The sequence below is a fragment of the Bradyrhizobium sp. 26S5 genome (assembly GCF_036923295.1).
GTDB lineage: Bacteria > Pseudomonadota > Alphaproteobacteria > Rhizobiales > Xanthobacteraceae > Bradyrhizobium > Bradyrhizobium septentrionale.
Genome location: NZ_CP145948.1, coordinates 7,027,495 through 7,052,322, shown reverse-complemented (window position 1 = coordinate 7,052,322; position 24,828 = coordinate 7,027,495). Strand labels below are relative to the sequence as shown.

General features: G+C 65.3%; 26 protein-coding genes. 14 read left to right on the top strand and 12 right to left on the bottom strand.

Annotated elements, in window-relative coordinates; genetic code table 11:
- Nucleotides 1–34: 34 nt before the first annotated feature.
- Both V5279_RS33290 and V5279_RS33285 read right to left on the bottom strand, forming a co-directional pair.
- On the bottom strand, nucleotides 35–817 hold the full coding sequence (locus V5279_RS33290) for a sulfite exporter TauE/SafE family protein (RefSeq protein WP_414645964.1): 783 nt from the start codon (nucleotides 815–817) through the stop codon (nucleotides 35–37).
- A 116-nt stretch (nucleotides 818–933) separates the two neighbouring features.
- The gene (locus V5279_RS33285) at nucleotides 934–2,316 is read right to left on the bottom strand and encodes a TAXI family TRAP transporter solute-binding subunit (protein ID WP_338691330.1); all 1,383 of its coding nucleotides are present in this window, start codon (nucleotides 2,314–2,316) and stop codon (nucleotides 934–936) included.
- A 138-nt stretch (nucleotides 2,317–2,454) separates the two neighbouring features.
- Between V5279_RS33285 and V5279_RS33280 the strand changes: the two genes are divergently transcribed.
- The 3 genes from V5279_RS33280 to V5279_RS33270 all read left to right on the top strand — a co-directional run bounded on the left by V5279_RS33280 (nucleotide 2,455) and on the right by V5279_RS33270 (nucleotide 5,088).
- Complete coding sequence (locus V5279_RS33280) at nucleotides 2,455–3,510, top strand: glycosyltransferase family 1 protein (protein WP_338691329.1); 1,056 nt, start codon at nucleotides 2,455–2,457, stop codon at nucleotides 3,508–3,510.
- Between the two features lie 33 nt (nucleotides 3,511–3,543).
- Nucleotides 3,544–4,233, top strand: coding sequence for a class I SAM-dependent methyltransferase (locus V5279_RS33275; protein ID WP_106320433.1), 690 nt, complete (start codon nucleotides 3,544–3,546; stop codon nucleotides 4,231–4,233).
- Nucleotides 4,234–4,470: 237 nt separating this feature from the next.
- A complete protein-coding gene (locus V5279_RS33270) occupies nucleotides 4,471–5,088 on the top strand; it encodes a hypothetical protein (RefSeq protein WP_029078954.1) in 618 nt (205 codons plus the stop codon).
- A 282-nt stretch (nucleotides 5,089–5,370) separates the two neighbouring features.
- Here the strand turns inward: V5279_RS33270 and V5279_RS33265 are convergent, their stop codons facing one another.
- Nucleotides 5,371–7,035 carry an aminotransferase class III-fold pyridoxal phosphate-dependent enzyme gene (locus V5279_RS33265; RefSeq protein WP_338691328.1) on the bottom strand — a complete coding sequence of 555 codons (1,665 nt, stop codon included), beginning with the start codon at nucleotides 7,033–7,035 and terminating at the stop codon, nucleotides 5,371–5,373.
- Between the two features lie 34 nt (nucleotides 7,036–7,069).
- Here V5279_RS33265 and asd point away from each other — a divergent pair, with 34 nt between their 5' ends.
- Both asd and V5279_RS33255 read left to right on the top strand, forming a co-directional pair.
- Nucleotides 7,070–7,939, top strand: a complete 870-nt coding sequence (gene asd / locus V5279_RS33260) for an archaetidylserine decarboxylase (protein ID WP_338701512.1) — start codon at nucleotides 7,070–7,072, stop codon at nucleotides 7,937–7,939.
- Nucleotides 7,940–8,063: 124 nt separating this feature from the next.
- Nucleotides 8,064–8,861: an NUDIX hydrolase gene (locus V5279_RS33255; protein ID WP_338691327.1), complete on the top strand. Its 798-nt coding sequence runs from the start codon at nucleotides 8,064–8,066 to the stop codon at nucleotides 8,859–8,861.
- Here V5279_RS33255 and V5279_RS33250 read toward each other — a convergent pair whose 3' ends face one another.
- Entirely contained in the window at nucleotides 8,862–10,613 is a 1,752-nt protein-coding gene (locus V5279_RS33250) for a winged helix-turn-helix domain-containing protein (RefSeq protein ID WP_338691326.1), read from the bottom strand.
- A gap of 247 nt (nucleotides 10,614–10,860) precedes the next feature.
- Here V5279_RS33250 and V5279_RS33245 point away from each other — a divergent pair, with 247 nt between their 5' ends.
- The 3 genes from V5279_RS33245 (at nucleotide 10,861) to V5279_RS33235 (ending at nucleotide 12,578) form a co-directional block, all read left to right on the top strand.
- Nucleotides 10,861–11,166 (top strand): nickel-binding protein, encoded by a 306-nt coding sequence (locus tag V5279_RS33245; protein WP_029078950.1) that lies wholly within the window; start codon nucleotides 10,861–10,863, stop codon nucleotides 11,164–11,166.
- 79 nt (nucleotides 11,167–11,245) lie between these two features.
- The gene (locus tag V5279_RS33240; protein WP_338691325.1) at nucleotides 11,246–11,635 is read left to right on the top strand and encodes a hypothetical protein; all 390 of its coding nucleotides are present in this window, start codon (nucleotides 11,246–11,248) and stop codon (nucleotides 11,633–11,635) included.
- 115 nt (nucleotides 11,636–11,750) lie between these two features.
- Nucleotides 11,751–12,578, top strand: coding sequence for a class I SAM-dependent methyltransferase (locus V5279_RS33235; RefSeq protein ID WP_338691324.1), 828 nt, complete (start codon nucleotides 11,751–11,753; stop codon nucleotides 12,576–12,578).
- A gap of 69 nt (nucleotides 12,579–12,647) precedes the next feature.
- Here the strand turns inward: V5279_RS33235 and V5279_RS33230 are convergent, their stop codons facing one another.
- The 5 genes from V5279_RS33230 to V5279_RS33210 all read right to left on the bottom strand — a co-directional run bounded on the left by V5279_RS33230 (nucleotide 12,648) and on the right by V5279_RS33210 (nucleotide 17,519).
- Nucleotides 12,648–14,183, bottom strand: coding sequence for a FecR family protein (locus V5279_RS33230; RefSeq protein WP_414645862.1), 1,536 nt, complete (start codon nucleotides 14,181–14,183; stop codon nucleotides 12,648–12,650).
- Between the two features lie 158 nt (nucleotides 14,184–14,341).
- On the bottom strand, nucleotides 14,342–14,662 hold the full coding sequence (locus V5279_RS33225) for a hypothetical protein (protein WP_338691322.1): 321 nt from the start codon (nucleotides 14,660–14,662) through the stop codon (nucleotides 14,342–14,344).
- Between the two features lie 156 nt (nucleotides 14,663–14,818).
- Entirely contained in the window at nucleotides 14,819–15,433 is a 615-nt protein-coding gene (locus tag V5279_RS33220; RefSeq protein ID WP_338691321.1) for an inner membrane-spanning protein YciB, read from the bottom strand.
- A 120-nt stretch (nucleotides 15,434–15,553) separates the two neighbouring features.
- A complete protein-coding gene (locus V5279_RS33215) occupies nucleotides 15,554–16,654 on the bottom strand; it encodes a helix-turn-helix domain-containing protein (RefSeq protein ID WP_338691320.1) in 1,101 nt (366 codons plus the stop codon).
- A gap of 181 nt (nucleotides 16,655–16,835) precedes the next feature.
- Entirely contained in the window at nucleotides 16,836–17,519 is a 684-nt protein-coding gene (locus V5279_RS33210; RefSeq protein ID WP_338691319.1) for a DUF2147 domain-containing protein, read from the bottom strand.
- 210 nt (nucleotides 17,520–17,729) lie between these two features.
- On the opposite strand from V5279_RS33210, the gene V5279_RS33205 reads away from it, so the two are divergent.
- From V5279_RS33205 to V5279_RS33190, 4 genes are all read left to right on the top strand, one after another.
- Nucleotides 17,730–18,074: a hypothetical protein gene (locus V5279_RS33205; RefSeq protein WP_166304552.1), complete on the top strand. Its 345-nt coding sequence runs from the start codon at nucleotides 17,730–17,732 to the stop codon at nucleotides 18,072–18,074.
- Between the two features lie 773 nt (nucleotides 18,075–18,847).
- Complete coding sequence (locus V5279_RS33200; protein ID WP_338691318.1) at nucleotides 18,848–20,059, top strand: extensin family protein; 1,212 nt, start codon at nucleotides 18,848–18,850, stop codon at nucleotides 20,057–20,059.
- A 112-nt stretch (nucleotides 20,060–20,171) separates the two neighbouring features.
- Nucleotides 20,172–20,555, top strand: coding sequence for a response regulator (locus V5279_RS33195; protein ID WP_029078940.1), 384 nt, complete (start codon nucleotides 20,172–20,174; stop codon nucleotides 20,553–20,555).
- A 20-nt stretch (nucleotides 20,556–20,575) separates the two neighbouring features.
- Nucleotides 20,576–21,274 carry an ABC transporter permease gene (locus tag V5279_RS33190; RefSeq protein WP_338691317.1) on the top strand — a complete coding sequence of 233 codons (699 nt, stop codon included), beginning with the start codon at nucleotides 20,576–20,578 and terminating at the stop codon, nucleotides 21,272–21,274.
- Here the strand turns inward: V5279_RS33190 and V5279_RS33185 are convergent.
- Nucleotides 21,248–22,066: a substrate-binding domain-containing protein gene (locus tag V5279_RS33185; protein ID WP_166304564.1), complete on the bottom strand. Its 819-nt coding sequence runs from the start codon at nucleotides 22,064–22,066 to the stop codon at nucleotides 21,248–21,250. The genes V5279_RS33190 and V5279_RS33185 overlap by 27 nt on opposite strands.
- Nucleotides 22,067–22,276: 210 nt before the next feature.
- Between V5279_RS33185 and V5279_RS33180 the strand changes: the two genes are divergently transcribed.
- The gene (locus tag V5279_RS33180; protein WP_166304567.1) at nucleotides 22,277–22,471 is read left to right on the top strand and encodes a hypothetical protein; all 195 of its coding nucleotides are present in this window, start codon (nucleotides 22,277–22,279) and stop codon (nucleotides 22,469–22,471) included.
- Between the two features lie 90 nt (nucleotides 22,472–22,561).
- Nucleotides 22,562–23,266, top strand: coding sequence for an SDR family oxidoreductase (locus V5279_RS33175; RefSeq protein WP_338691316.1), 705 nt, complete (start codon nucleotides 22,562–22,564; stop codon nucleotides 23,264–23,266).
- A 63-nt stretch (nucleotides 23,267–23,329) separates the two neighbouring features.
- On the opposite strand, the gene V5279_RS33170 is transcribed toward V5279_RS33175, so the two are convergent.
- Together V5279_RS33170 and V5279_RS33165 are read right to left on the bottom strand one after the other, a co-directional pair.
- On the bottom strand, nucleotides 23,330–23,959 hold the full coding sequence (locus V5279_RS33170; RefSeq protein ID WP_166304573.1) for a ferric reductase-like transmembrane domain-containing protein: 630 nt from the start codon (nucleotides 23,957–23,959) through the stop codon (nucleotides 23,330–23,332).
- Nucleotides 23,960–23,979: 20 nt separating this feature from the next.
- Nucleotides 23,980–24,468 carry a Twin-arginine translocation pathway signal gene (locus tag V5279_RS33165; RefSeq protein WP_338691315.1) on the bottom strand — a complete coding sequence of 163 codons (489 nt, stop codon included), beginning with the start codon at nucleotides 24,466–24,468 and terminating at the stop codon, nucleotides 23,980–23,982.
- Between the last annotated feature and the right edge of the window lie 360 nt (nucleotides 24,469–24,828).

Sequence of the window (24,828 nt, the reverse complement as noted above, 5' to 3'; positions counted from 1 at the left end):
TTAAGGGCGGGTTGCCGGGAGCGACGGCAAGACCTCAGGGGTGGATGCAGCCGGCCAATCCGTCCCACAGCAGCTTGGCTGCGGTGATGACCAGAATGGCGTAGCAGGCGCGGTAGAGCGCGCGCTGGTCGAGGCGTTCGTGCAGCCGCCAACCGGCCCAGACGCCGACCGGCACGGCCGGCACGCAAAGCACCATCAGCATCCACAGGCCGCGCGAGGGCGTGGCGAGCACGAGCCACGGACCGGCCTTCAGCAGGTTGCCGACCGTGAAGAACAGACTGGTGGTGCCGGCGTAAAGCGTCTTCGACATGCCGAGCGGCAGCAGATAGATCGCCAGCGGCGGTCCGCCCGAATGCGCCACCATCGTGGTGACGCCGGAGGACAGGCCGGCGAAGGTCGCCTTGATCGTCGAGCGCGGGCGCGGCTTGATCTCGCCGCCGCCGAGAAACCACAGCGCGGCGAACACCAGCGTCACCAGTCCCATCACAATCTCGACGGCATGCCGGTCGAGATCGCGCAACACGAAATAGCCGAGGCCGATGCCGATCACGAGCGCCGGCAGCAGCATCGCGAGGTCCGTGCGCGACCAGGTGCTGGGGCGCCAGAACCGCAGCGCCGTGATGTCCATGACGACGAACAGTGGCGCCAGCAGCGCGCCCGCCGCGATCGGATCCATCGCCAGCGAGAGCAGCGGGATGCCGACGATGGCAAAGCCGCCGCCGAACGCGCCCTTCATGAAGGCGATCAGGAACACGCCGGCGACGGCAACGGTGAGCACGAACGGCGCGGGCATGTCTGTCATGGCGGAGGCGATCATCATGGTGTCGTGCGGAGCGTTGTGGTCGCACTCAACATGGCCACGCGCGCATGCACGCGCAATCCAAACATTGCTCTCGGTGCACATTGCTCTCGGTGCAATCGGCGTGCGCGCGCCTAGCCGGCGCGCATCCTCGGCAGGCCCGGCCGGTCACCGTTGATCGCGGCGCGGCGATCGGTGACGGCGTGGTGGAACTGCTCGAGCGTCAGTCCGATCACCGAGAGATCGCCTTCCTCGATCGCGCCGTCGTCATAGCAATCGAGCGCCTCGCGCAACAGCGCGTCCGCATCGCTCTGCATCGCCGCGAGTTCCTCCGTCGTCTCGGCGCCGCGCACCCGCGAGATCAGCGTCAGCAGATTGTCGCGATGGGTGATGTAGTGCTCGCGCTCCTCGCGCTTCATGTAGTGGCGCAGCCAGGCGCCGGCCGAGCCGAGGCCGGAGATCAGCAGGATGCCGCCCCAGATGTAGTCGGAGTATTTTTCGAGGAAGGTGCGCTCGGTGCCGTCGATATAGGCCGCCGCGCCTTGATGAGCCGGCAGCGCAGCATCTTTGTCGGTGTCGGGCTTCTCGATCTTGGACGCCGCCGGCAGATCGCGCGCGACCTGAAGCCGCAGCGTGAACAATTGCCGGTCGAGCGCGCCGACCGTGGCGTCGTCCAGCCGATGCTGCGCGATGATGAGGTGATTGACGCTGACGGTCTCGACCTTGTCTTCCGGTCGCGCCGGCGACGACGAGAAGATGCTGCCGGCGATCTCTTCGGATTCGTAGCGCGGATGCTTCTGTGCAATGGCTTCCGAGACATCGATCGGGAGGAATACCGGCTCGCCGCGCGCGGCCGCCGTCGCCGTGATCGCATCCGACGTGATCCTGCTGTCGAGCGGGCCGACCGTCATGTAGGCGTCGAGCGAGGGATCGCGCGCGAGGTCGGCGATCTGGTTGGCTTTGAACTGGCTGACCGCGACCTTGTCGGGGTTGACGCCGGACTCGGTCAGGATCACGCGCAGCAGCGTGACATTGGCCGGGGTGCTGCCGACCACGCCGACCTTGTGTCCGGCGAGATCGTCGATGCTCTTGATCTTCGCGGATCGCCGCTTGCCCTTGCCGCCCGAGGGCGCCCACAGCACGACGACGTTCTTGCGCAGGATCGCAACCGACTCCGCACTCGCAGGCAAATCGAGATCGCCGCGTACCACCGCGAGGTCGACCTTGTTGGCGGTGAACAGCGCGATGCTTTCGGCGGAGCCCTGCGTCGTGACCGGCTTCAGCCGCACCGCACTGCCGTCATGCGTGAAGGCCTGTGCGAAGCCCTGGATCAGCTTGACGTCTTCGCTGCCGGTCGGGCCGACCGCGATCGAGAGCGTCACCGGACGCAGCCCGTAGAACAGCGCGCCGGCGGCGAGGCCGAACACAAGCATGCCGGTCGCAAGGATCAGCAGCGACGAGTTTCGTCGCCGGAGCCTGCGGCGCGTGGTGCCTGGATTTTCACTCTGCTCTGACATCTCACTGTCACGATACACGAAAAACCGGCGGTTTGCCGTGAAAAACAACCTAACATTTCGATGACGTCATACGTTTGAAACATCCATGTCAGAACGTCGTGCGAGCAGAATCAAGATTAACGATTTGGATCTCCCGCGATGCGCATTCTCGTTGCGACCGATGCCTGGCATCCACAAGTTAACGGCGTGGTCCGGACGCTGACGTCGCTTGCGCGCAGCGCAGCCGGGCTCGGCGCCGACATCGAATTCCTCACTCCCGACGGTTTCCGCTCGGTCGGCGTGCCGACCTATCCGGGCCTGCGGATGGCGCTGCCGAACCGCCGCGAGATCGCGCGCCGGATCGAGGAGGCGGCACCCGAGGCGATCCATATCGCGACCGAAGGGCCGATCGGCTGGGCGGTGCGTGGCTATTGCCAGCGCAACAAGCTCGCCTTCACCACGTCCTACACCACGCGCTTTCCGGAATATGTCTCGGTGCGCACCGGCATTCCGGACAGCGTCGGCTACGCGGTGCTGCGGCATTTCCATGCTGCCGGTTCGATGACGATGGTCGCGACCGACTCGCTGCGGTCAGAGCTTGCCGAGCGCGGCTTCCGCAGGCTCGGCTTCTGGACCCGCGGCGTCGACACAGGGATATTCAATCCGGACCAGCCGGCCATCCTCGATCTGCCGCGGCCGATCTTCATGACCATGGGTCGCGTCGCGGTGGAGAAGAATCTCGACGCCTTCCTGTCGCTCGACCTGCCGGGCTCCAAGGTCGTGGTCGGCGACGGCCCGCAACGCGCAGCATTGCAGCAGAAATATCCCGACGCGATTTTCCTCGGCGAGAAGAAGGGCCAGGATCTGACCTCGCACCTGGCCGCCGCCGACGTCTTCGTGTTCCCGAGCCTGACCGACACCTTCGGCGTCGTGCAACTCGAGGCGCTGGCCTGCGGCACGCCGGTCGCGGCGTTCCCGGTGACCGGCCCGAAGGACGTGATCGCCGACCATCCGATCGGCGCGATCGACAACGACCTGCGCGCTGCCTGCCTGCGCGCGCTGACGATGTCGCGCGCCGACTGCCGCAATTTTGCGTTGGAGCGTTCCTGGGAAAACAGTGCGCGTCAGTTCATCGGCAATCTGGCCACGTTGCAGCCGAGCCGCGCGCCGCGGCCCGCCCGCCGCGTTGCCGGCCGCAGTGCGGTTCCGAATTAACAGTTCAATCGAACGAGAGACGAGAAACGATCTATGGCTGAAATCATCAAGCTGGGTGCCGACCGTTCCATGGACTTCGACCGCGAGACGGTCGAGCAGGCCTATGACCGCTGGGCACCGATCTACGACCTCGTGTTTGGCGGCGTGTTCAGCAAGGGCCGGCAGGCTGCGATCCAGGCCACCAACAAGATCGGTGGCCGCGTGCTCGAGGTCGGCGTCGGCACCGGCATCTCGCTGCCGCTCTATAGCCAGAACGTCCGCATCTTCGGCACCGACATCTCGGAAGCGATGCTGGAGAAGGCCAGGAAGCGGGTTGCCGAGCAGGGCCTGAAGAATGTCGAGGGCCTCGCGGTGATGGACGCCGAGAAGCTCGAATTCCCCGACAATTCGTTCGACGTGGTGATGGCGCAGTACGTGCTGTCGGCGGTGCCGAACCCGGAGGCCGCGCTCGACGAGTTCGCCCGCGTGGTGCGCCCGGGCGGCGAGCTGATCATCCTGACCCGGGTCAGCGCCGATGCCGGCGTCCGCCGCTTCATCGAGCAGAAGCTGCAGCCGGTGGTGCGTCCGCTCGGGTTCCGGACCGCCGAATTCGCCTGGTCGCGCTACACCAAGTGGCTCGCCGGCGCGCGCGGCATGGAGCTCGCGGAACGCCGCCTGATCCCGCCGCTCGGCCACTTCTCGCTGGTCCGCTTCCGCAAGGCGGATGTGGCCAAGGCGGCCTGAGGCAGCCCAGGCGGGCCAAGCCTCGATCCTGCCGGGTGAGGGAGCGCACCGCGCGGCCCGAACCGGGAGGCACCAATATCTTTCGCCTCATCCCTGTGAGCCTGTTCGGGATGAGGCGAGACCCTTCTCCGGTTGCGTCAAGGCGTCGCTCCGCATTGTCATATGTCATTATGATGATGTCACACGCGCTACATCGAATCCCTGTAAATCCAGTCCCGAAAGATGTTGGGGGAACCAATGATCAAGAACTTCCTGCAAGAGCTCCGTACCCAGCGCTGGGATGACCACCGCTTCTACCATCACAGCCGGATCAACCAGAGCCTGCACTTCGTCAGCGCGCTGAGCTTCCTGTTCGCCTATGTGATGCTGTTCTTCGATCCGGTGGTGTCGGCGCTGGTCGGCTGGCTGGTCTCGATGACCTCGCGCCAGGCCGGTCACTTCTTCTTCGAGCCGAAGGGCTATGACCACGTCAACCAGGCCACCCACGAGCACAAGGAAGACATCAAGGTCGGCTACAACCTGCAGCGCAAGGTCGTGCTGATGGCGATCTGGGCGCTGTCGCCGATGGTGCTGTACTTCGATCCGACCTTGTTCGGGCTGTTCAAGCCCTGGGTCACCATGGGCGACTTCACCCGTCAGGTGGCCAAGGTCTGGCTCTTCGTCGGCATCGGCGGCCTCCTGTTCCGCACTGTCCATCTGTTCTTCATCCGCGATATCGAGACCGGCCTCGTCTGGATGACCAAGATCGTCACCGACCCGTTCAACGACCTGAAGCTCTATCACAAGGCGCCGCTGTTCCTGATGAAGGGCGAGCTGATCGATCCGGGCCTCGAGAAGCACGTCAAGCACGCCTGATCGTTGATCCCTCATCTTTCCGAAATGCGTCATGCCCGGGCTTGTCCCGGGCATCTACGTCTTGGGACACCTGTGAAGAGACTAGGCCGAACTGCTCGTCGCGACGGCGCTGCGCTCCCTCTCCCGCTTGCGGGGGAGGGTTGGGGTGGGGGTGTCACCGCTTGCGATAATCTTTGTGGGGAGAGAGCCCCCACCCGGATCGCATCGTTCGATGCGATCCGACCTCCCCCGCAAGCGGGAGAGGTGAAGGAAGGCTGTGGATACGTCAGGGCCGATAAGGCCTCAGCGGCCGAACTTCACGGCGACCATCTCTTTCAGGATCTGCCGCTTGATGTTCTTGTTGGTGAGGCCTTCCTTGTGCCACCACCAGCCGTCACGCTTCATCTTCTCGGCTGCCGCGACGAAGCGGTCGGCAACCTCGGAGAAATCGGCGTCGGTGTAGTTCAGGCTGAAGATCAGGCGGCCGGTGCCGACCCAGCTCAGCGCCAGCCCCTCGGCCCGCAGATAGTATTGCAGCATCCAGTTGTAGCGGGACGGCTCGGTGTAATAGACGGTCCAGATCGACGAGATGTTGCCGACGCGAACCGGCCGGCCCTGAGCGGCAAGGCGGTCGTTGAGCGCCGTCGCGCGGCCGTCCCAGGTCTCGTCCAGCCCGTTGTAGATCGAGCGGAAGTTCGGGCTGGCGAGCCGGCTCAAGAACTCGTCCATCGCCGTCATCACATAGGGATGCGAGTTGAAGGTGCCGCGGGCGAAGCAGATGTCGGCCGGACGGTCGTCGCGGAAGCGCCGCATCAGATCCTTGCGGCCGCACACCACGCCGACGGGGAGGCCGCCGGCGAGGCTCTTGCCGTAGGTCGCCATGTCGGCCTTGACGCCGAAATATTCCTGGGCGCCGCCGGCGGCGAGCCGGAAGCCGACGAACACCTCGTCGAAGATCAGCACGATGCCGCGTTCGGTGCAGACCTCGCGCAGCTGTTTCAGCCATTCGGTATAGGCGGCGCGGTCGTATCGGGAGGAGCGCGAAGAGTCGACCAGCGCGGAATCGCCGGGCGCGTTGGCATTCGGATGCAGCGCCTGGAGCGGATTGACCAGCACGCAGGCGATGTCCTTGCGCGTGCGCAGCACGTGCAGCGTCTTCTCCGACATGTCGGCGAGCGTGAAGGTCTCGTGCGGCGACACCGGATTGCCGACGCCGGGCTGCACCTCGCCCCACCAGCCGTGATAGGCGCCGGCGAAACGGACCAGATCCGTCCGCTTGGTGTGGTAGCGCGCGAGCCGCACCGCCTGCATCACGGCCTCGGTGCCGGACATGTGAAACGAGACCTCGTCGAGGCCGGAGATCTCGCAGAGCCGCTTGACGTTGTCGGCAATGACAGGGTGGTAGGGGCCGAGCACGGGACCGAGCGCATGCGCGCGCTTCTCACCCTCGGTGATGCACTCCTTGTAGAAGTCGTTGCCGAAGATGTTGACGCCATAGGAGCCGGTCAGGTCGTAGAACTGATTGCCGTCGACGTCGGTCACGGTGACGCCGCTGGAGGCCTGCACGAAGGCCGAGGTGCCGAGATGCTCGCGCACCAGGCGGCTGTACTGGAACGGCACGCGGTAGGTTTCGGTGAACTGCAGATCGGAGATGCGCTCCGTCACCTCGGCGGTGAGCGCGCGGCCCTTGGGGTAGCGGTCCTGGTACACTCCGGCGAGCCGGAAGAAGCCGTCCTGGCGCTGCATCGCGACCTCGGCGGGCGCGCCGTCGGAGCGGAAGAACTCGTCGATGTCGAATTCGTAGTGCGGCACCAGTCGCGCCACCATCTTGGACATCTTGGAATGCCCAGTCAGCGAGCGGTGCTTGGCGCGCGACAGGGCAAGCCGGGCTTTGACTTTGGGGAACGCTGCGGCGGCGCCGGCAAGCGCGGCGGCGGACAGCGAGAGAATCGGAAGGGATGTTTCCATGACAGAAGCGCTAGCGTCAGCACCTAACAAATTCATGACAGTCAAGGGCCTGATCTCGGCTTTCACCCAGCAGGAGGACCTCAATTTCCTGCTCACCAACCGGATTCCGCGGGCGGCGCTGACCCGCTTCATGGGCTGGTTCTCCAAGGTCGAGAACCCCTTGGTGCGCGACGCCTCGATCGCCTGCTGGAAGCTGTTTTCCGACCTCGATCTGTCGGAGGCGAAGAAGACCGAGTTCACCAGCCTGCACGACTGCTTCACCCGCGAGCTGAAGCCCGGCCTGCGACCGGCAGTGGCCGATCCCGTGATCATCGCGAGCCCGTCGGATGCGATCATTGGGGCGCATGGGCGGATCGAGGACACCCAATTGTTCCAGGTCAAGGGCGCGCCCTATTCGCTGCTCGATCTCCTCGGCGATCCCGCGCTGGTCGAGCAGCACCGGAACGGCCGCTTCGTCACGCTGCGGCTGACCTCGAGCATGTATCACCGCTTCCACGCGCCCTATGACCTTGCGATCGACAAGGTAACGTTCATTCATGGCGACGTCTGGAACGTCAATCCGATCGCGCTGAAGCGGATCGAGCGTCTGTTCTGCAAGAACGAACGCGCGGTGCTGCGCGGAAAGCTCGCGACCGGCGAGGCGCTGACGCTGGTTCCGGTCGCCGCCATCCTGGTGGCGAGCCTTCGCCTGCATTTCCTCGACATCACGCTGAACGCGCAGTCGCGGGGGCCGGTCGATTTCCCCTGCGACGCACATGTCAAGAAGGGCGATGAGCTCGGCTGGTTCGAGCACGGCTCGACCATCATCGTGCTCGCGCCCGGCAATTTCGAATTCTGCGACAATGTCGCGGAGGGAGCGCGGATCAAATGCGGCGAGCCGCTGCTGCGGAAGCCTGCGATGTGATCGCTTTTTTGCCCGACGCGTCATTTTTTGAGCATGAAAACCGGTTTCCACTTTTCCGGATCATGCTTTAGAATAGCCGGGATCGTCGTGCGACGATCTCAAATCGCAAACTTTGGGACACGAGATGGCGCGGACGCCGGTGCTGGCGGCGGGAGGCATTGTGCTGCGGCGGGAGACTCCGCCGCGCTTCGCCGTCGTGCGCCTGCGCAAGCGCAATGAGTGGGTGCTGCCGAAGGGCAAGCTCGACGACGGCGAGACGCCGCGCGATGCCGCCGAACGCGAGGTGCTGGAGGAAACCGGCCACGACGTCGACGTGCACGAATTCCTCGGCACGCTGGTCTATGATTCCGGCGGCCGTTCCAAGGTGGTGCATTACTGGCGCATGGAAGCCGGCGGCAAGCCGGTGCGCGCGCTGATGAGCGACATCAGGGAGGTCGACTGGCTGCCGCTCGATGCGGCGCTCGAGCGTCTGTCGCGCGGCTATGAGCGTGCGTTCCTGGAAAATGTCGGACCGATCGCGCTGCAGGCCGCAGCGGACGCCGAGCGTGAGCGGCGGGCGCTGGCACGCGCTGCGGCCGCGGAGCGGCGGCGCAGCCGCGCGGCGATGGGGGCGCCGGTCATCGAGGAGCAGGACGCCGTCAACCCGCCTGACGTCGCTGATGCCCCCGTGCTGGCGGAGACGCCGGCCATCGAACCGACGGCGTTGGCGCAGAGCGAAGGCGATACGCCGGCCATGGCGCCGGACCGCAGCGCCACGGAGGCTGGCGACGTGGTCGAGGCGGAGCATGTCGCGGAGGCGGCCCTATCCGAAGCGCCGTCGTCATCCTTGCGCGACATCGCGCCGGGTGCGACGATCGTTCAGCCCAGGCCGCGCAAAAACCTGATCGAGCGCGTGCGCGACTGGTTGCGCCGAGCGGCCTGATCAGCGGCCGATGCCCTGACGTCGTACAGCCGGAGCCGTGGCTGGCTGCCAGCCGTTAATCTCACGCTGCAAGGCCATGCAGTCGCCGCTGAGCTTGGGCGAACCCAATTCACGTGCCACGAGCTGAGCGGCATGAACCTCGGCCATGGCGCCGCGAATGTCGCCGTGCTCCAGCTGGAGCCTGCAGATCTGCAGCCTCAACCGCACGATCTGGACCCGCCCGTCGATGCTCGACCAGAGCTGGCGGGCGAGATGGAGATGCCGCATGGCTTTTTCGTGATCCTGCCGCGACAGCGCGAGGATCGCCTGCGCTTCGTTGGTGAGCGCGCGGATCGAGGGCATCGGCCAGCGATCCGGACTTCCCGAAAGTTCGCAGATCAATGCCTTGGCCTGACCGGCCCGATTCGTGTGTGCCGCAACCAGCGCCAGATGCGCGAGCAGGATTCCCCGCCGCTGCAGGGTCCACCAGCTCTTGCCGATCAGGCTCCGTTCCAGGCTCGCATGGGCGGCTTCCGCTTCGCCTCTCGCGAGCAGCAACATCGCGCGGCCCGGCTCCGGGCACCAGCCCAGCGTGTAGGCCCTGTCATAGGCCTCAAGCGCTGCGTCCTCATTGCCGATCGCAGACAGAATATCGCCCAGCACCCGGTTGGCATCGCCCATCGACCATGGCGCATCGCTGGTCAGGCGCGCGAGCGCGTCCTGAATCCGAGCCAGCGCCTCGTCGAGCGAGCCCCTGACGCCGAGCACCTCGGAACGATGCAGCTGGCATGAACCCGTCAGTTCCATGCCGCTGCTCGAACAGAAATTCTGGTAGCTCCGTGTCCACTGGTCGGCCCGTGCCCAATCTCCGAACATCCGGGCCGCCCAGAGAATGTTGCAGTAGAGGTTGCCGCCCATGATCGGGTCCAGATTGTTGCTGGACAGTGCGACCGCGGCGGCATGGTCCTGATCGGCCAGTCCGCCATGGGTGTCGCCGAGGCATAGCCGATAGAAGCCGCGATAGGCCAGGCTCAGAGCTTCGATGTTGAGTGCATCCTTGTATCTGACGGCAGTGTAGGCGGCGTCGGCCAACGCGAGTGCCTGTTCCGGCTCGCCATCGAAGGCGGCAAGTTTCGACTTCATCCATAACAGCAGGGCCGTCGTCGGAGGATCGTCGAGCGTTGCGGTCCAGTCTTCCGCGCGCGCGAGCCAGCCTTTTCCGATCGCGGCCTGACCGCTCTCGAAATGCAAACCCGCGAGCGCGATCGCGTCGACCGCTGCCCCGGCAGCGTCGCCCGCCTTGCTCTTTGCGCCGACCGCGCGGATCAGAATCGGAATGGCTGCCGCGGCTCTGCCGAGGCATTGCAGGGCGAGCGCCCAATCGTGCAGATCTTCGGCGCTGAGCGCGCCTTCTTCATCCGCGCTCTCAAACAGGGTTGCCGCCTGCAGCCATAATTGTCCGGCCGCTGCGCGTCGGGCGAGACCGATTGCTCCGATTGCACCGATTGTGCCGTTTGGATTGTGCGCAGCAGGTTCCGGCTGCTTGATCTCGGAATCGTGAAAGAACCGATATCCCTTGCCTGGGAGATTTCGGATCGCTCCGTCCATGCCACCCTTGCGAAGCGCGGCGCGCAACGAACTCACCGCGCGCTGCAGCGAGTTGTCCGTGACCGTCACATCCGGCCAGATGGCTTCAAGCAGTTCTTCCTTGGAGATGACCCGGTCGCGGTGCCGAACAAGGTAGACCAGCAAATCGAACACGCGCGGCTGCAATGGGACCTCTTGCCGCGCGCACAGCAGGACGCGGCCAGCTTCATCAAGCTCGAACAGTCCAAATCCGAAGGCCATGTCTATGTGTGCGGGCTCGGCGGAAAAGGTTCAGGCAAAGATCAGGCAATGATCAGACAATGATCAGGCCGCGGTAAGGACAGTCAGCGTCGACGGCGCCTATACATCCCTCACGGCTCGCGATCATCGGAGCCAGGCCTGCTGTTCAACACTCGCAACTGAGGAGATTTCGATGGAACTCTATGTCATTCGCCGTCCGAGCGCCTGGGCAAACATGAGCGAGCTGGAGCTTGCCGGCGCAACCTCCGCCAGGATCGGCGATCAGCAGATGCCGGACCGCGTTCGTTGGATCCGTAGCTACGTGGTGCATGAGGCAGATGGTCGCATTGGCACATTCTGCATCTACGAGGCGCGCGACGGCGACTCGATCCGGGAGCATGCGCGCTGCGTCGGCATGCCGGGCGAAGAATTCTACAAGGTCGCGACAACCGTGGTGGTGCGTGGTGATCCGGTCCAACCGCCCATTGCAGCCGAGTGACGCCTGGGGGGCGTCGCATGGCGTATCCCGGCCAATCGATTATCCGGGACGCCATCACTATTTGATCAAGGAAACGATTATGTCGATTTCATTCATGGAGTCCGTGTCAAGTCCGGTACGTAGGCATATTTCCATCCTGCTTTTGCGCATCCGCCGGATCGTCAATCAATTGGTCGCAGGCATGCTTGCAAACCGCGAGCGGCAAGTCAGCGGCCTGATGCCGCGTGAGCCCGGCGACCGCTGCTCTCGGCCGATCATTCGAAGCGGGCTTCTCGGGCTGGTGATAGCGGGTTTGTCTTCACCCGTGTTCACCAGAGCGGAGGAGCCTGTCGTTCGGGAGCATCGTGCAGCTCCAGTGCAGCAGGCCGTCGTCTGGCCTCAGCGTAGCAAGCACGGCTGCAACCATCGCTCTGATTGGAGCATTGTTGCCGCGTCGACCATCCCGGTCTTTCTCGACCGTCGCACGTAGTCCGCCGCATCGCAGGGCCAATTGCACTGCACGACGCATTTCAACGCCACTTACGGACTTTCGGCGAGGCTGCGGCCTCGCCGAAAGCCGCACCGCATACTCAAAGGAGATTCACATGAACGTTCAGACCGAAATGCCCGCCGTCGATCTCGCCGCCGTCAAGGCACGCCAGCAAGCCACCTGGAGCTCGGGTGACTACGCCATCGTCGGCACCACGCTTCAGATCGTCGGTGAAACGCTCTGCGAGGCAGTCGACCTGCGCAGCAATCAAATTGTCCTCGACGTCGCCGCCGGCAACGGCAATGCGACGCTGGCAGCGGCGCGGCGCTTTGCCGACGTGGTCTCGACCGATTACGTCGGAGCGTTGCTCGAGCGCGGCCGCGAGCGCGCGGCCGCAGAACGGCTGCCTGTCACGTTCCAGGAAGCGGACGCGGAGAAGCTGCCGTTCGCCGATGCGAGCTTCGACGTCGTGCTGTCGACATTCGGCGTCATGTTCACCGCCGACCAGCAGCAGGCCGCGAATGAGCTGCGCCGTGTCTGCCGCATCGGCGGCAAGATCGGCCTTGCGAGCTGGACGCCGGAAGGTTTCATCGGCCAGGTGTTCAAGACCATCGGCAAATATGTGCCGCCGGCCCCGGGCGTGAAATCTCCCGCGCTATGGGGCACCGAAGCCCATCTCGTCGCCTTGTTCGGTCCCCAGGCGACGGTTGAGGCCACGCGCAGGCACTTCAATTTCCGTTACAGGTCGCGCGAGCATTTCCTCGAGATCTTCCGCACCTATTACGGTCCGGTACTGAAAGCATTCGGAGCGATCGATGCCGTCAAGCAGCAATTGCTCGCCGCCGACATGTTCCGCCTGATGGACCAGTTCAATGTCGCGAAGGACGGGACGCTGGTCATCCCCAGTGAATATCTGGAGGCCGTGATCACCAGGCGGGGCTGATCTGCTGCTTGCTGCTTTTTCGATCGGAGCGTGGCGCCGGCGTTTTTCGCCGGCGCCACATTCGTTCAGCTACTGGCGCTTGTCCTTGGGCGGCGGCCTTGCCGCGCGCGGCGGCGGTGCGCGCCGTTGCACGAAGCCGGGGCGTGGCTGCAGTGCGGGCCGTTGCATGCCGGGGCGGATGCCCGGTGCGGCCTGCTGGATTCCGGGTCGGATCTGGCCGGGTGCCTGCGGCACCGGCTGCGCCGTGCCTTGTCGCGGCATGCCTGGCTGACCCGGCTGAGCCGCCGGTTGTCCGGGCTGGCGCACGCCGCCCGGCGCCGCTGTGCGGCCGGGCTGCAGGCCGCCCTGACGTGCAGGCGACTGTTGTCCGCCGGGCTGCGTCGCGCCGCCTTGGCGCGCAGGCTGTTGACCCGCAGGCTGTTGTCCGGCCGGCGTCTGGACACCGGGCGCGTGCGGCAGCGTCGCGCCGCCGGGTTGGCCGGGCAGCGCGTGCTGCGCGCCGCCTTGCTGCTGCGTGCCCGGCTGTTGCTGCGAGCCCTGCCGGCCGGGCGTGCCCGGTGGCTGCGGCTGGCCGGGACGGTTCGGCTGACCGGGCTGCTGCGGCTGGCCTGGGCGATTCTGCTGACCCGGTTGTTGCGGAGCATTGCGGTTCTGGCCCGGCAGGCCGTTCTGGCGCTGCGGGTTCGGCTGCACCGGCTGGCCGCGGTTCGGATAGGGCGCGGCCGGATTGGCTCTGCGGAAGTCGGGATTGGCGCGGCGGAAGTCGCGCTGCTCGGACACCACCTGGCGGCCCAGCGTCTGCGCGCTGTGGACCTGGCGCACAAAACCCTGGTCGCGCGTCATCTGCTGCGGCGAGATCGTCAGCGGCACCGCGGCGAAGCGGGCGCCGCCGCTGCCTGGACGAATCGCAAAGCCGCTCGCGCCGCGCGTCAGCACGCCGAGCGAGGCGCCGCTGTGGTCGTTGACCTCGATGCGGCCGACATGCCCGTCGGCGTCGGGATAGAGCTTGATGCCGACATTGTTGCTGGTCGCGGTCGCGCCTTCGGGCACCTCGACAAGGCCGGTGGTGCCGCGGATGCCGAGTGTCGCGGTCGGCGTCGAGATCTTCATGTCGCCGGTCCTGGCGACCGCGGCGGCGACGAAGGCCGCCGTTCCCTTGCCGACGTTGAACAGCGCGCTGTTCTGCTGGCCGCCGTCCTCATAGACGTAATTGTCGATCGTGATCCTGGCGTTGGCGCGCAGGTTGAACGTGGTGCCGTCGTTGAAGGTGATGCCGAGCGAGGAGGTCGCTGATGTCGCGACCTCGTCATTGGCAAAGATGTCGTCGCGGATCTGCAGCGGCGTCGTCGCGTTGTTGCGGATGACCGTGGCGGTGCCGGTCAACGTCGCGACGTTGCCGATCGGCTCGGGCGCTGCGGCCTGCGGCGTCGCGGCTGGAGCAGGTGTTGCAGGTGCGGCCGGTGTCGCGCTCGGCGCCGGGGCAGGCGAAGGCGCCGGCTGCGCTTGCGCAAGCTGCATCAGGTCGGGCGCGGCATCGGCTGTTGTATGCCAACCAATCGTGGCGCCGATGCCAAGCAGAAGCGCGAAGAGGAAGGTGCGGCGCATCACCATCGATTCCCGGGAGGCACTTGGGGCTCGCAATTGAGCCGCGTCCGGCTGAATGCCGAATGAACGGTCCCGCCTTGTTGTCATGGCAGGCCGCAACGATCAAGCACCGCGCTCCCTCGCGGGAAGCACGGTGCTTGGTCGCAGTCGGGGTTTGGTTAGCCGCGCTTGTGAGGGGTGATGTTGAGTGGTTTCGCTGGCTTGGCCGCAGGCGTATAGCTCGCGGGCTGCGGGGCCGCTGCCGGCGGCACATAGTGGAAAACCGCCTTGCAGCCGTCGCTGAGCAGCGCACGCTGGCGGACCATGCAGGCGGTGACGCGATCGACGTCGGGGATCTCGGAGCTGCACAGCCGCATCGCGTCGCCGGTGCACATCTGCTGCTGCTCGTCGGTGTAGGCATAGGACGCCGAGGTCAACAGACCGAGCGTGAACGCCGCCAGCAATTTGCCATGACGGAGCGCGGAAGCGGTGAAAGCCATGATGTCCCCCTTGTGGTGATCGCGCCGAAGCAGCGCGTTGCCGGGTGCATGACTACGGAGGCCCGGTTTCAGCAATTCTTCGTCAGCACCGCAAAATCGTTTCGTCGCGCGCCCGATTGTTTCGTCCACCACGCCCCGGACGGGGTACGTCGGCGGCTACGGCGTCGCCGTCGCCGGAGCTCCCTCGAGCGCGAGCACGGCCTCGCGCTGGGCCTCCGGCATGGCGCGGATGCGGCGCCTGGCGGTGAAGCGCATCGCGGCAAAGCCGCCGAGGAACACCACGATCTTGCTCACGATGCCATAGATTGGCATCACGATCGCCCATGTCGTGATCTCGCAGGTCAGCGCGACGAAGGCGTTCACGGCGGCGGAGACGAACATCAGGCCCGCCCAGGCATAGCCGACCATGACGGCGACATCGGGCACGACGGTCTGCGCGATCTTGGGCAGATAGCGATTGAGCCAGCCCGGCTTCAGCATCACGACGCCGACGATCGCGTAGATGATGCTCGGCTTGAACAGCACGAAGCGCGGGTCATGGGTGAGCAGGGTCGCGGAGCCGGCGGCGACGACCAGGAACAGGCTCAGCCACTCCATGGTGTCGATCCGCTTCCCGCGCATGAGCTGGATGCCGATCTGTGCAACGCCGAACGCGATGCCGAGGCCGACCGCGAGCGCGGTGTTGTGGGTCAGCAGGAACAGAACAAGAAAGACCAGGGTCGACGCCAGGTCGAGGGCCAATAGCCTGGCCGCGTTGAGGAAGTGCTTCATCGGGCGTTGAAACTCCGCTTGCCGTGTCGCGGCGCCGCACAAGCGGTGCATGCGTCGACAACAGTGAGGCAGATTGTGGTGCTGCAGGCCTATCGATTTCTGAAATCGAGGAGAGAATTCTCACTCCGAGCGGGCAATTTCCGCCGTATCAGCGGTTTGCGCGGCCGCCGCCTGCCGGCGAAACTCTGATGGCGTCAGCCCGGTGTCCGCCTTGAAGGCGCGGTTGAACGGCGCCAGCGACTGGAACCCGGCATCGAGCGCAATCGTCAGCACCGGCACCTCGGCCTGGCTGGTATCGGCGAGCGCCGCCTTGGCCTCGTCGAGCCGATAGCGGTTGAGGAAGGCGTTGAAATTGCGGTGGCCGAGTCCCTCATTGATCAGCGTGCGCAGCCGGTATTCCGGCATCCCGAGCCGCGCCGCCAACAGGCCGATGGTCAGTCCCTCCTGCCGATAGGCGCGCTCGGTGGTCATCAGGTGGTTGAGGCGATTGAGCGACGCGCGGTCCTGGGGTGACGGGCCATCGGGCTCGAACGATCCGGACGGCCGGCCAGCCTGGCCGCCGGTGCCGGCCGCGGCCGGCTCGCCGACGGGCGGATCGAACAGCATCATCCAGATCGACATCAGCGCGAATGTAGCCAGGCCGAGCGCGGCGCTCAGGCTGATCGACCGCGTCGGAATTGCCGCCAGCCCTGCCGCGGCGGCGAGCACCATCTGCAGGCCGACGCCGATCACCAGCGCGATCAACAGCCGGCCGCGCGCCGTCGTCACGGCGGTGCGCCAGCCCTTCGGAATTTGCGTGACCCCGAGCACGGCGAAGGCGATCGTCGCCAGCGCGAGCATGCGGCCGCACGTCTTGGCGACATCGGGCCAGATCGTCCAGCAATTGTGGCTGACAACGCCTAGGCCGGCGAGGAGCGTCCATATGGCAGCGTGCCAGGGCCGCAAGACGAACTGCTCGTCGAATATCGCGCGAGCCCACAGCCAGAAGATCACCGGAGAGCCCATGGCCAAGGCGATGAACGGCGAGCTCCAGCCGAATGACGCTGCGGGAAAGAATGGTGCGGTCGAAATCGCATAGGCCGCGCCGGCCGCGCCCATCGCGGCGCCGAGGCTTGCGGCGCGATTGACCGCCGCGTAGCGCAGCAGCAGCACCGCGCAAACCACCAGGAACAGTGCGACCACTGCTCCCCGGAGACCGAGCTCAAGAGCCGTCAACGCCATCGTAAGCCGCCCGCAGGTTCAAATTCACCCTCGACAATGCTGTTCTTATAGCGCTTCAGGCGATCCGCATGAAGGGATGGGTACGAGCCGCGATAAAGCGTCAGGGCGGATGTTCAAAATCCGATGTCCGCCAGCCGGTTGCGCGGCAGCGGACACCGGAGGGATCTCGAATTGCGACGGCCTAGCTGACCCGCTTCCAGGTCTGGCCGCCGCAGAACATGCCGCCGAAGGCGCAGCCCTGCACGCGCATCGCATTCGAGCCCTTCATCGCGACCGTCGAGTCGTAGTCGCGGCCGGAGTCGGGATCGTGGATGCGGCCGCTCCATTTGCTGCCGTCGGGCTTCATGTTGATCAGGATGCGTTCGTTGGTCTTCACCGAATAGCCGCACAGATTGGCGCCGCAGGCTTCGACGCGGACATTGCCCTTGTTCTCTTCGGTGACCCAGACGCCGACCGGTCCGGTCGGTGCCGGGGCGGCGGCAATGGGAGCGGGCTGCGGTGAGGGCTGTGCCGCGACCGGGGCCGGAGGAGGCGCTGAAGGCGCGACCACCGTTGCAACCGGCGCGGCCGGCACCACCTGCGCCTGCACCGGCGCAGGCGCAGGTGGTGGCGCTGCAGGCGGGGCGTCCGACGACGCCACATCGTCATCATCGTTGGACTTCGAGCCAAGGCCCTTGAGGTTGATGTTGCCAATCGTGCCGCTATAGCCCGGCGCCAAGATGCGGATGCAGGACAGCGCGCTGCAATTGCGCGGCGCCTCGACATGGATGCGCTGGCCGTCGATCTGGAAGGTGATGCCGGAGCCGCCGGCATGGGCTGATGTGGTGGCCATCAGCAGCGCGGCGATCGCAACGAACGTCTTCATGACAGTCTCCGTGGGCGTTGGGCGGCGGGGTTCGATTGATCCGGACGCTACACGCCGTCGGCGCCGGCTTCCGTGATCGATGTCACGTAGGGCGAGCCGCGCTCCTGACTACGCAGCTGTCCAGTTTGTAATTGAACGCCTTCGAACCTGAGGCTTCGTCGCGCGCGACCGACGGAGGTCAACGCTCTTCCGCAAGCGATGGAGGCAAACATGAAACGCTTGAGCCTGGTCGCGCTGCTGCTCGTCGCCGGCAGCGCCGTCGCCGCCCATGCCGACAACGACATCTACACCAACATGCTGAAGCAGCGGCGCGGCGACGACGCGCTGCATGTCGACACCGCATTCTGCGATGCTCAGTTCGGCGCGCCGCAGAACGGCACGCCGACGTCGCGGCAATACAAGAGCTGCATGCGCGCCCGCGGCTGGCGCTTCAGCCGAACCATCCGCGAGCCGCGCCGTCGCGACGACTTCTATCCCGATCCCGACAATCCTGGCCTCGTCTGCCACGATTTCACGATCGGCGGCATCACCGGATCGAGCTGCTCCAATTTTTGAGATGATGGCGCGACGTGGCTCTTTGACCTGTCATCCTGATCCGTCGTCCCGTCATCCTGAGGAGGCCGCGCAGCGGCCGTCTCGAAGGATCGACGGCCCGACTGTGGCCGTGCATCCTTCGAGGCTCGCAAGAGCTCGCACCTCAGGATGACGGAGTCAGTTGGCGTCCACAAAAACAGCAAAGCGCCCGGCGGGGCGACCGCCGGGCGCTGAACTCAATGCCAAGTCGAATGTCCCAGGAGCCGAATGTCCTAGAACACGCCGAGAATGATGGCGCCGACGAAGGCGAACGCGATGTACGCGGCCACAATGCTCAGCTTGCTCAGCAGAGGACTCGCGAAATCCATTGGGGGTGCTCCCTTGGTTCACAACGCTGCCCGCATTAACGCTGAAGCTAGCAATCGGTTCCTGGTCGAAAAAGTCAGCGTGGCTGTCCGGCCCGCTGTTCCCTAGCAATGCCGCATTGCGGCGCCCGGATCAAAACAGCGTCGAATCAAGGCCTTGAAGCGTCCCCAAATATATTCCGGGGACCTGTGAACCTGACAGTGCTTGTGGGTCCTTCCGGGCGGTTGCTGACCTTCGAAGGCGAGTTCTCCGACGTCACGTCGTCCTATGGCGGCAAGGGCGTCGTTCGTTACACCTAGTGATGGAGATAGATCCCGGCAGCGCGCGACTTGCTCGGTCGGGTTCCGGCGCATGGTTAAGGGGCGTTGAAATCAACGCGTCGAATTGCGTTGAAGAGTCTTTAATCAAATTCGCAGAACCTCCGCGCCATGACGCGTGGAGTTCGTTTGTATCTCGTCGGCTCCCTTGTCCTTGTGTCGCTTGCTGGTTGCGGGCGCGGTCTGTTTCAGACCGCCGAGCGCGAGCCGTGGCGGGCCGAGGCTGAGGCCGCTTGCCTGAAATCCGGCGCGGTCAAGGAAAGCGCCGACCTCGTCCGAATCGATCCGATCTCCGGGCCCGGTGTCTGCGGCGCCGAGTTCCCGCTCAAGGTCGCCGCTCTCGGCGAAGCCAGCCCGGCCTACGGATTTGCCGACGACAGCCTGCGTCCGCCAGCCGCGGTCGGCAACCAGCCGCGTTGGCCGATCAACCGGCAACCCCCGCCGCCCGCGCAGGCGCCATACTCCGATCAGGCGGTCGGCCAGCCGAACTATGGCAGCCAGCCGAACGGGCCGGTCTCGCTGTCGGCGCCTGGCGTTCCACCGCAACAGGACGAGATCGACCTGCCGCCTGACGGCTCGCCCGACTCAAGCGGTGAGCGACCTTATTATCCGGGCCTGCCGTCCAATCAACGGCGCGACAGTGGGGCCGCGCCTTACTCGCCGGCGCCTTATTCCCAGCAGCCATCAGGCGCGCCGCCGCCACGGCTCGGTCCGTCAGGCGGCAACCCGGTGATGACGGTCGGCCCGGTCGCAGTGAAGCCGGCGGCGACGCTGGCGTGCCCGATCGTCTCGGTGCTCGAGCGCTGGCTCGCCGATTCCGTGCAGCCGGCGGCGCAGCGCTGGTTCGGCGCGCGGGTCGTCGAGATCAAGCAGATCTCGGCCTATTCCTGCCGCGGCATGAACGGCAATTCGCACGCGCATATTTCCGAGCACGCGTTCGGCAATGCGCTCGATATCGCAGCCTTCACGCTCGCCGACGGCCGCCGCATCTCGGTCAAGGATGGCTGGAAGGGCTTGCCGGAAGAGCAGGGCTTCCTGCGCGACATCCAGGCCGCCGCGTGCCAGCAATTCACCACCGTGCTGGCGCCAGGCTCCAACGTCTATCACTACGACCACATCCATGTGGATCTGATGCGCCGGGCGAGCCGGCGCCTGATCTGCCAGCCGGCCGCCGTCTCCGGCGAGGAGGTCGCGGCACGCGCCGGCGGACGTAACCCCTATGCAACGCGCGAACCTTATGTCACAGGATCGCTCGGCGGCAGAAAGCCGGCCCCGCGGGGTAAAGCGGGGGTCAACGAAGAAGACGAATTCGCCGACGAATAGGGACGCGTCTGATACCCGTATTTTTACTGGGGATGCCGTGCAAACGGTAGCCACTATTTTCTGCGTATGCTCGCGCGCCGGGCGCACCCGGCTGGTTACTGGGGGATAGGTTTTGCAAGACGTGCCGATCATTCTCGTCATCGAAGACGATCGTGATCTTCAGATGATGGTAGAGGACGCCCTGAGGGACGGCGGCTATGAGCCGGCGATCGCAGGCTCGGGCGAGGAAGCTCTGACGCTGCTGAAGGCGTTCCGAACCAAATACAGTGCCCTGGTCACCGACATCCGCCTGCTTGGCCGGCTCGACGGCTGGCGCGTGGCGCGCGGCGCCCGCGAGATCGATCCGTCATTCCCGGTGCTCTACATCACCGGCGGCGGCGGCGACGAGTGGCCGACCCGGGGCGTGGCGGACAGCGTGCTGCTGAACAAGCCGTTCTCGCCCGACGAGCTGGTCGCGGCCGTGACCAAGCTGCTCAAGAACGGCGCGCCGGCCTGAGCGATTGATCGCTCCGCAACATGAATGACTTCGCACAGTCCATCACGGCGGCAGCGTCACTGATCGCCAGTCGCGATCCGGTGCTGCTCGGGATCGTCGCATTGTCGTTGCGCGTCAGCCTGCTGGCGAGCCTGCTCGCGCTTCTGATCGGCGCGCCGATCGGCGGCTGGCTTGCGATATCCAGGTTTCGCGGACGGCAGGTGGTGATCGTGCTCGCCAATGCCTGTCTCGGCCTGCCGCCGGTGGTGGTCGGGCTCGGGCTATATCTCCTGCTGTCGCGTTCGGGACCGCTGGGCTTCGCCGGTCTGTTGTTCACGCCGACGGCGATGGTGGTGGCGCAGGTCATCCTGGCCACGCCGATCGTGGTCGCGCTGGTGCATCGTCCGGTCGCGCTGCTGTGGGCGGAATACGCCGACCTGATACGCACCGACGGCCTGTCCCGCCTGCGCAGCCTTGTGCTGCTGTTCTCGCTCGGCAGCGCCTCGCTTCTCACCGCATTCCTCGCCGCCTTCGGCCGCGCCATCGCGGAGGTCGGCGCCATCATCATCGTGGGCGGCAATATCAGCGGCTATACGCGCACGATGACGACCGCGATCGCGCTGGAAACCAGCAAGGGCGAACTGGCGCTCGGTCTCGGCCTCGGTGTGATCCTGCTTGCGCTGAGCGTCAGCGTCAGCACGATCGCGTTTCTGCTAGTGCGCGGCGTTGGGGAAAAATAGCTGCTCGCCGCCGACCTTGTAGCCGGCGATGGCCGACTGCCCGGCCTGCGAGACCAGCCAGTCGATGAAGGCCTGTCCGTCGGCGGCCTTCACCGTCGGATGCTTTGCCGGATTGACCAGCATCACGCCGTACTGATTGAACAGTCGCTTATCGCCTTCGGTCAGCACGGCGAGCTCGCCGCGATTCTTGAATGACAGCCACGTGCCGCGGTCTGATAGCACATAGGCATTCGACGCCGACGCCATGTTGAGCGCCGGACCCATGCCCTGGCCGATCTCGCGATACCACTGGCCCTTCGCGGAACCGAGATCGACACCGGCATCCTTCCAGAGCCGCAACTCGGCCTCATGCGTCCCGGAGTGGTCGCCGCGCGAGATGAAGGCGGATTTCGTCGCGGCGATCTTGCGCAAGGCGTCCGCGACGTCCTTGTCGCCGGCAATGTGCGCCGGATCGGCCTTCGGACCGACGATGACGAAATCGTTGTACATCACGTCATACCGTTTGGTCGCAAAGCCCTCGGCCAGGAATTTGTCCTCGGCCACGCGATCGTGCACGAACACGACATCGGCATCGCCGCGCCGTCCGATGTCGAGCGCCTGACCGGTGCCGACAGCGACCACCTTCACGGCAATGCCCGACGCCTGCGTGAAGCGCGGCAAGAGATAGCCGAACAGGCCGGACTGCTCGGTCGATGTCGTAGAGGCAACGACGATGGAGGGCGTCTGCGCCAGCGTGGGACCGGCGACCAGCAGCACGGCAGCGATAACTAGGTATCGGAGGAGGGATGTCATGCGGTCAGGATAGGATGGAGGGCCGACGGTCACCATGCGTCAATTGATCCGGTGACGCAACGCGGGCCGGAGACGCCGCGTGATCCCCTGTGATTTGGCGGCGCTTATTCCGTCTTTACACCATAGCGGGGTATCCCACCTCGAATTCATACGTCCTCCTGTCCACATTCGGGCGAGCTCACTAGCAGAGCGCAGTCCCTGGAGGCAAAGATGACGACCTATCGCGCCTATATCGTCGGACCGCACAGCCGATCCATCGGCGTGGTCAATATGGATTGCAGCGACGACGACCAGGCCATCACATCGGCCAGCCGTCTTGTCGATCACCATGATGTCGAGCTGTGGCAGATGGACCGGCCCGTCGCCCGGTTCGAAGCCTGCTCAAAGCAGGTATTCCGCAAGTAGTGCGACACTGCGCGGCAGACCGGGTGTCGCGTCCCGCGATCCCTGATGATAGACCTTGCGCCAGGTTCGTCATCACAGGGATATCAGGTCATGGCTTTGGAGAAGGTCGCACTCGTTACCGCAGGTGGCAGCGGCATGGGCGCTGCGGCGGCGCGGCGGCTTGCCGCCGATGGCTTTCGCGTCGCGATCCTGTCGTCATCGGGCAAGGGCGAGGCGCTGGCCGGCGAACTCGGCGGCATCGGCTTCACCGGCTCCAACCGTTCGAACGAGGATCTGAAGCGCGCCGTCGACGGCGTGATGGCGCGCTGGGGCCGCATCGATGCCCTGGTCAACAGTGCCGGCCACGGCCCGCGCGCGGGTGTGCTGGAACTGACTGATGAGCAGTGGCACACCGGCCTCGACGTCTATCTGATGAACGTGATCCGCCCGACGCGTCTCGTCGCACCGGTCATGCAGGCGCAAAAATCCGGCACAATCGTCAACATCTCCACCGCCTGGGCATTCGAGCCGAGCGCGATGTTTCCGACCTCGGCGGTGTTCCGCGCCGGGCTCGCCGCGTTCACAAAACTGTTCACCGACAGCTACGCAGCCGACAATGTCCGCATGAACAATGTGTTGCCGGGCTGGATCGACAGCTTGCCGGCAACCGACGAGCGCCGCGACAGCGTGCCGATGAAGCGCTACGGCAAGGCGGAGGAAATTGCCGCAACCATCGCGTTCCTCGTCTCCGACGGCGCGGCCTACATCACCGGCCAGAACATCCGCGTCGATGGCGGCCTGATGCGGTCGATTTGAGGCTCAAGTGACCCAACTCGGAATACGTTCCGATGATCCGTATCGCTATCAATTCCGCCTGGTTTACTGTCGCGCAATGCTCTCTGCGCGCGACGTCGCTCGCTTTCGCCACACCCGCAAGTCAGCCATGACTTTGATGGTCGCGCCGAGGACCAGTGCGCAAAGGGCCGCCTTCGACACCATCTCCATCGTCCCCTCGACCAGCATGCCATGGACCACACTCCCCGCGACGATAACCACCGCAAGGGACATGTGAGCAATGCGCCACGTTCGCGGTCGGAGTCCCAATCGCCGACGCAGTGCCGCCAAAAGCGCAACGGCGAAGATTGCCCACATGGCGATCACACCCCACGGCGAAAACGGCGTCGGCGATGAGAAGAGAAGGGCGTCAATCATGTCCGGCGGACTGGTGATCCAAAGGCCCCCGACGTGGACCAGCACCGCCACGACCAGCGTGCCTCCGATCCAGTGATGTGCGCGCCGTCCGCGATAGGCCGCCAGTCCCGGCAAGTAGCCGCCAATCAGTAAAGGCTGAACGAGCACAAGACCCAGTGCGATAATTCCTGCGAATCCGGCCAGGATGTAGACCGGACCGCGCCATGCGAGCAGCGGGCTCGCCGCTGCAGCGGCGATCGGCACGCAAACGGCGGCTACAAGAGCGGCCCAGATCAGGGTTACCCGGGCCAATCTCATCCTTTTTGATCCCAACCCGGTCAGGCCGGCTGAAGCACGAAGTGCGCCTCCAGGCTGGTATCTTTTGCGCTTCGCATGATGGGACGCAGGAAGACGGTTTTGAATTCACCGCTGTCATAGGCGAGGTGACCATGCGGTTGGCCAAAGACGGGAATGATCTGCGGCATCTCGAGACGGAACGCCCCATTCTTGTCGGTGAGCGTGGCTCCATGACTCTGCGGCTCGTGCTCCTGCCCCTCGGTCGTGTGCGCCCATATTTGGATGCGCTGCCCGGCAAGTGGAGTCCCGTCGCCTGCGCGGCGTACGGTGCCGCTCATCCAGAAGCCGCCCTTGCCGATCCGGTCCACGATCGGCGCGCCCTTGCGGTAGTTGTTCGCCCCGCCCAACATCGAATCGGTCGGTGCGAGGCCTTCCGCGCGGGCGGGCAACAGGAGCCCGGCAACTCCGGTTGCCAGGACGGAGCCGCCAGCGGCGAGGAGGTTGCGACGGTTGAACACGACGGTGGTCATGTAAATTCCTCCTGGCGATCGTGCAGTTGCTCCGCCCAGGCTACAACAACAAGCGCGAGGTGCCCAGTTGGGGGAGGCGGAGGGCGCGATCGGTCGCAATAACAGAGTTGTGAACGGGTGTGCCGGCCGCTCAACCCGCGTCGTTGACGAGGCAATCCATGCGTCCGCATATGCGGTGCGGTGGATTGCTTCGGTTCGCTCGCAATGATGGGATGCGGCTCGACCTTCCTCATGTGCTCGGGGCCCGCAACAACACCACTTGCGTCTACGCGCTGCGCGTTTCGTTCCAAGGCGCGCGCGCCACAATTGCGGCGACCTCTGATTGCGTTTGTCGTGATGACAAACTGAAAGCGCAGGGCT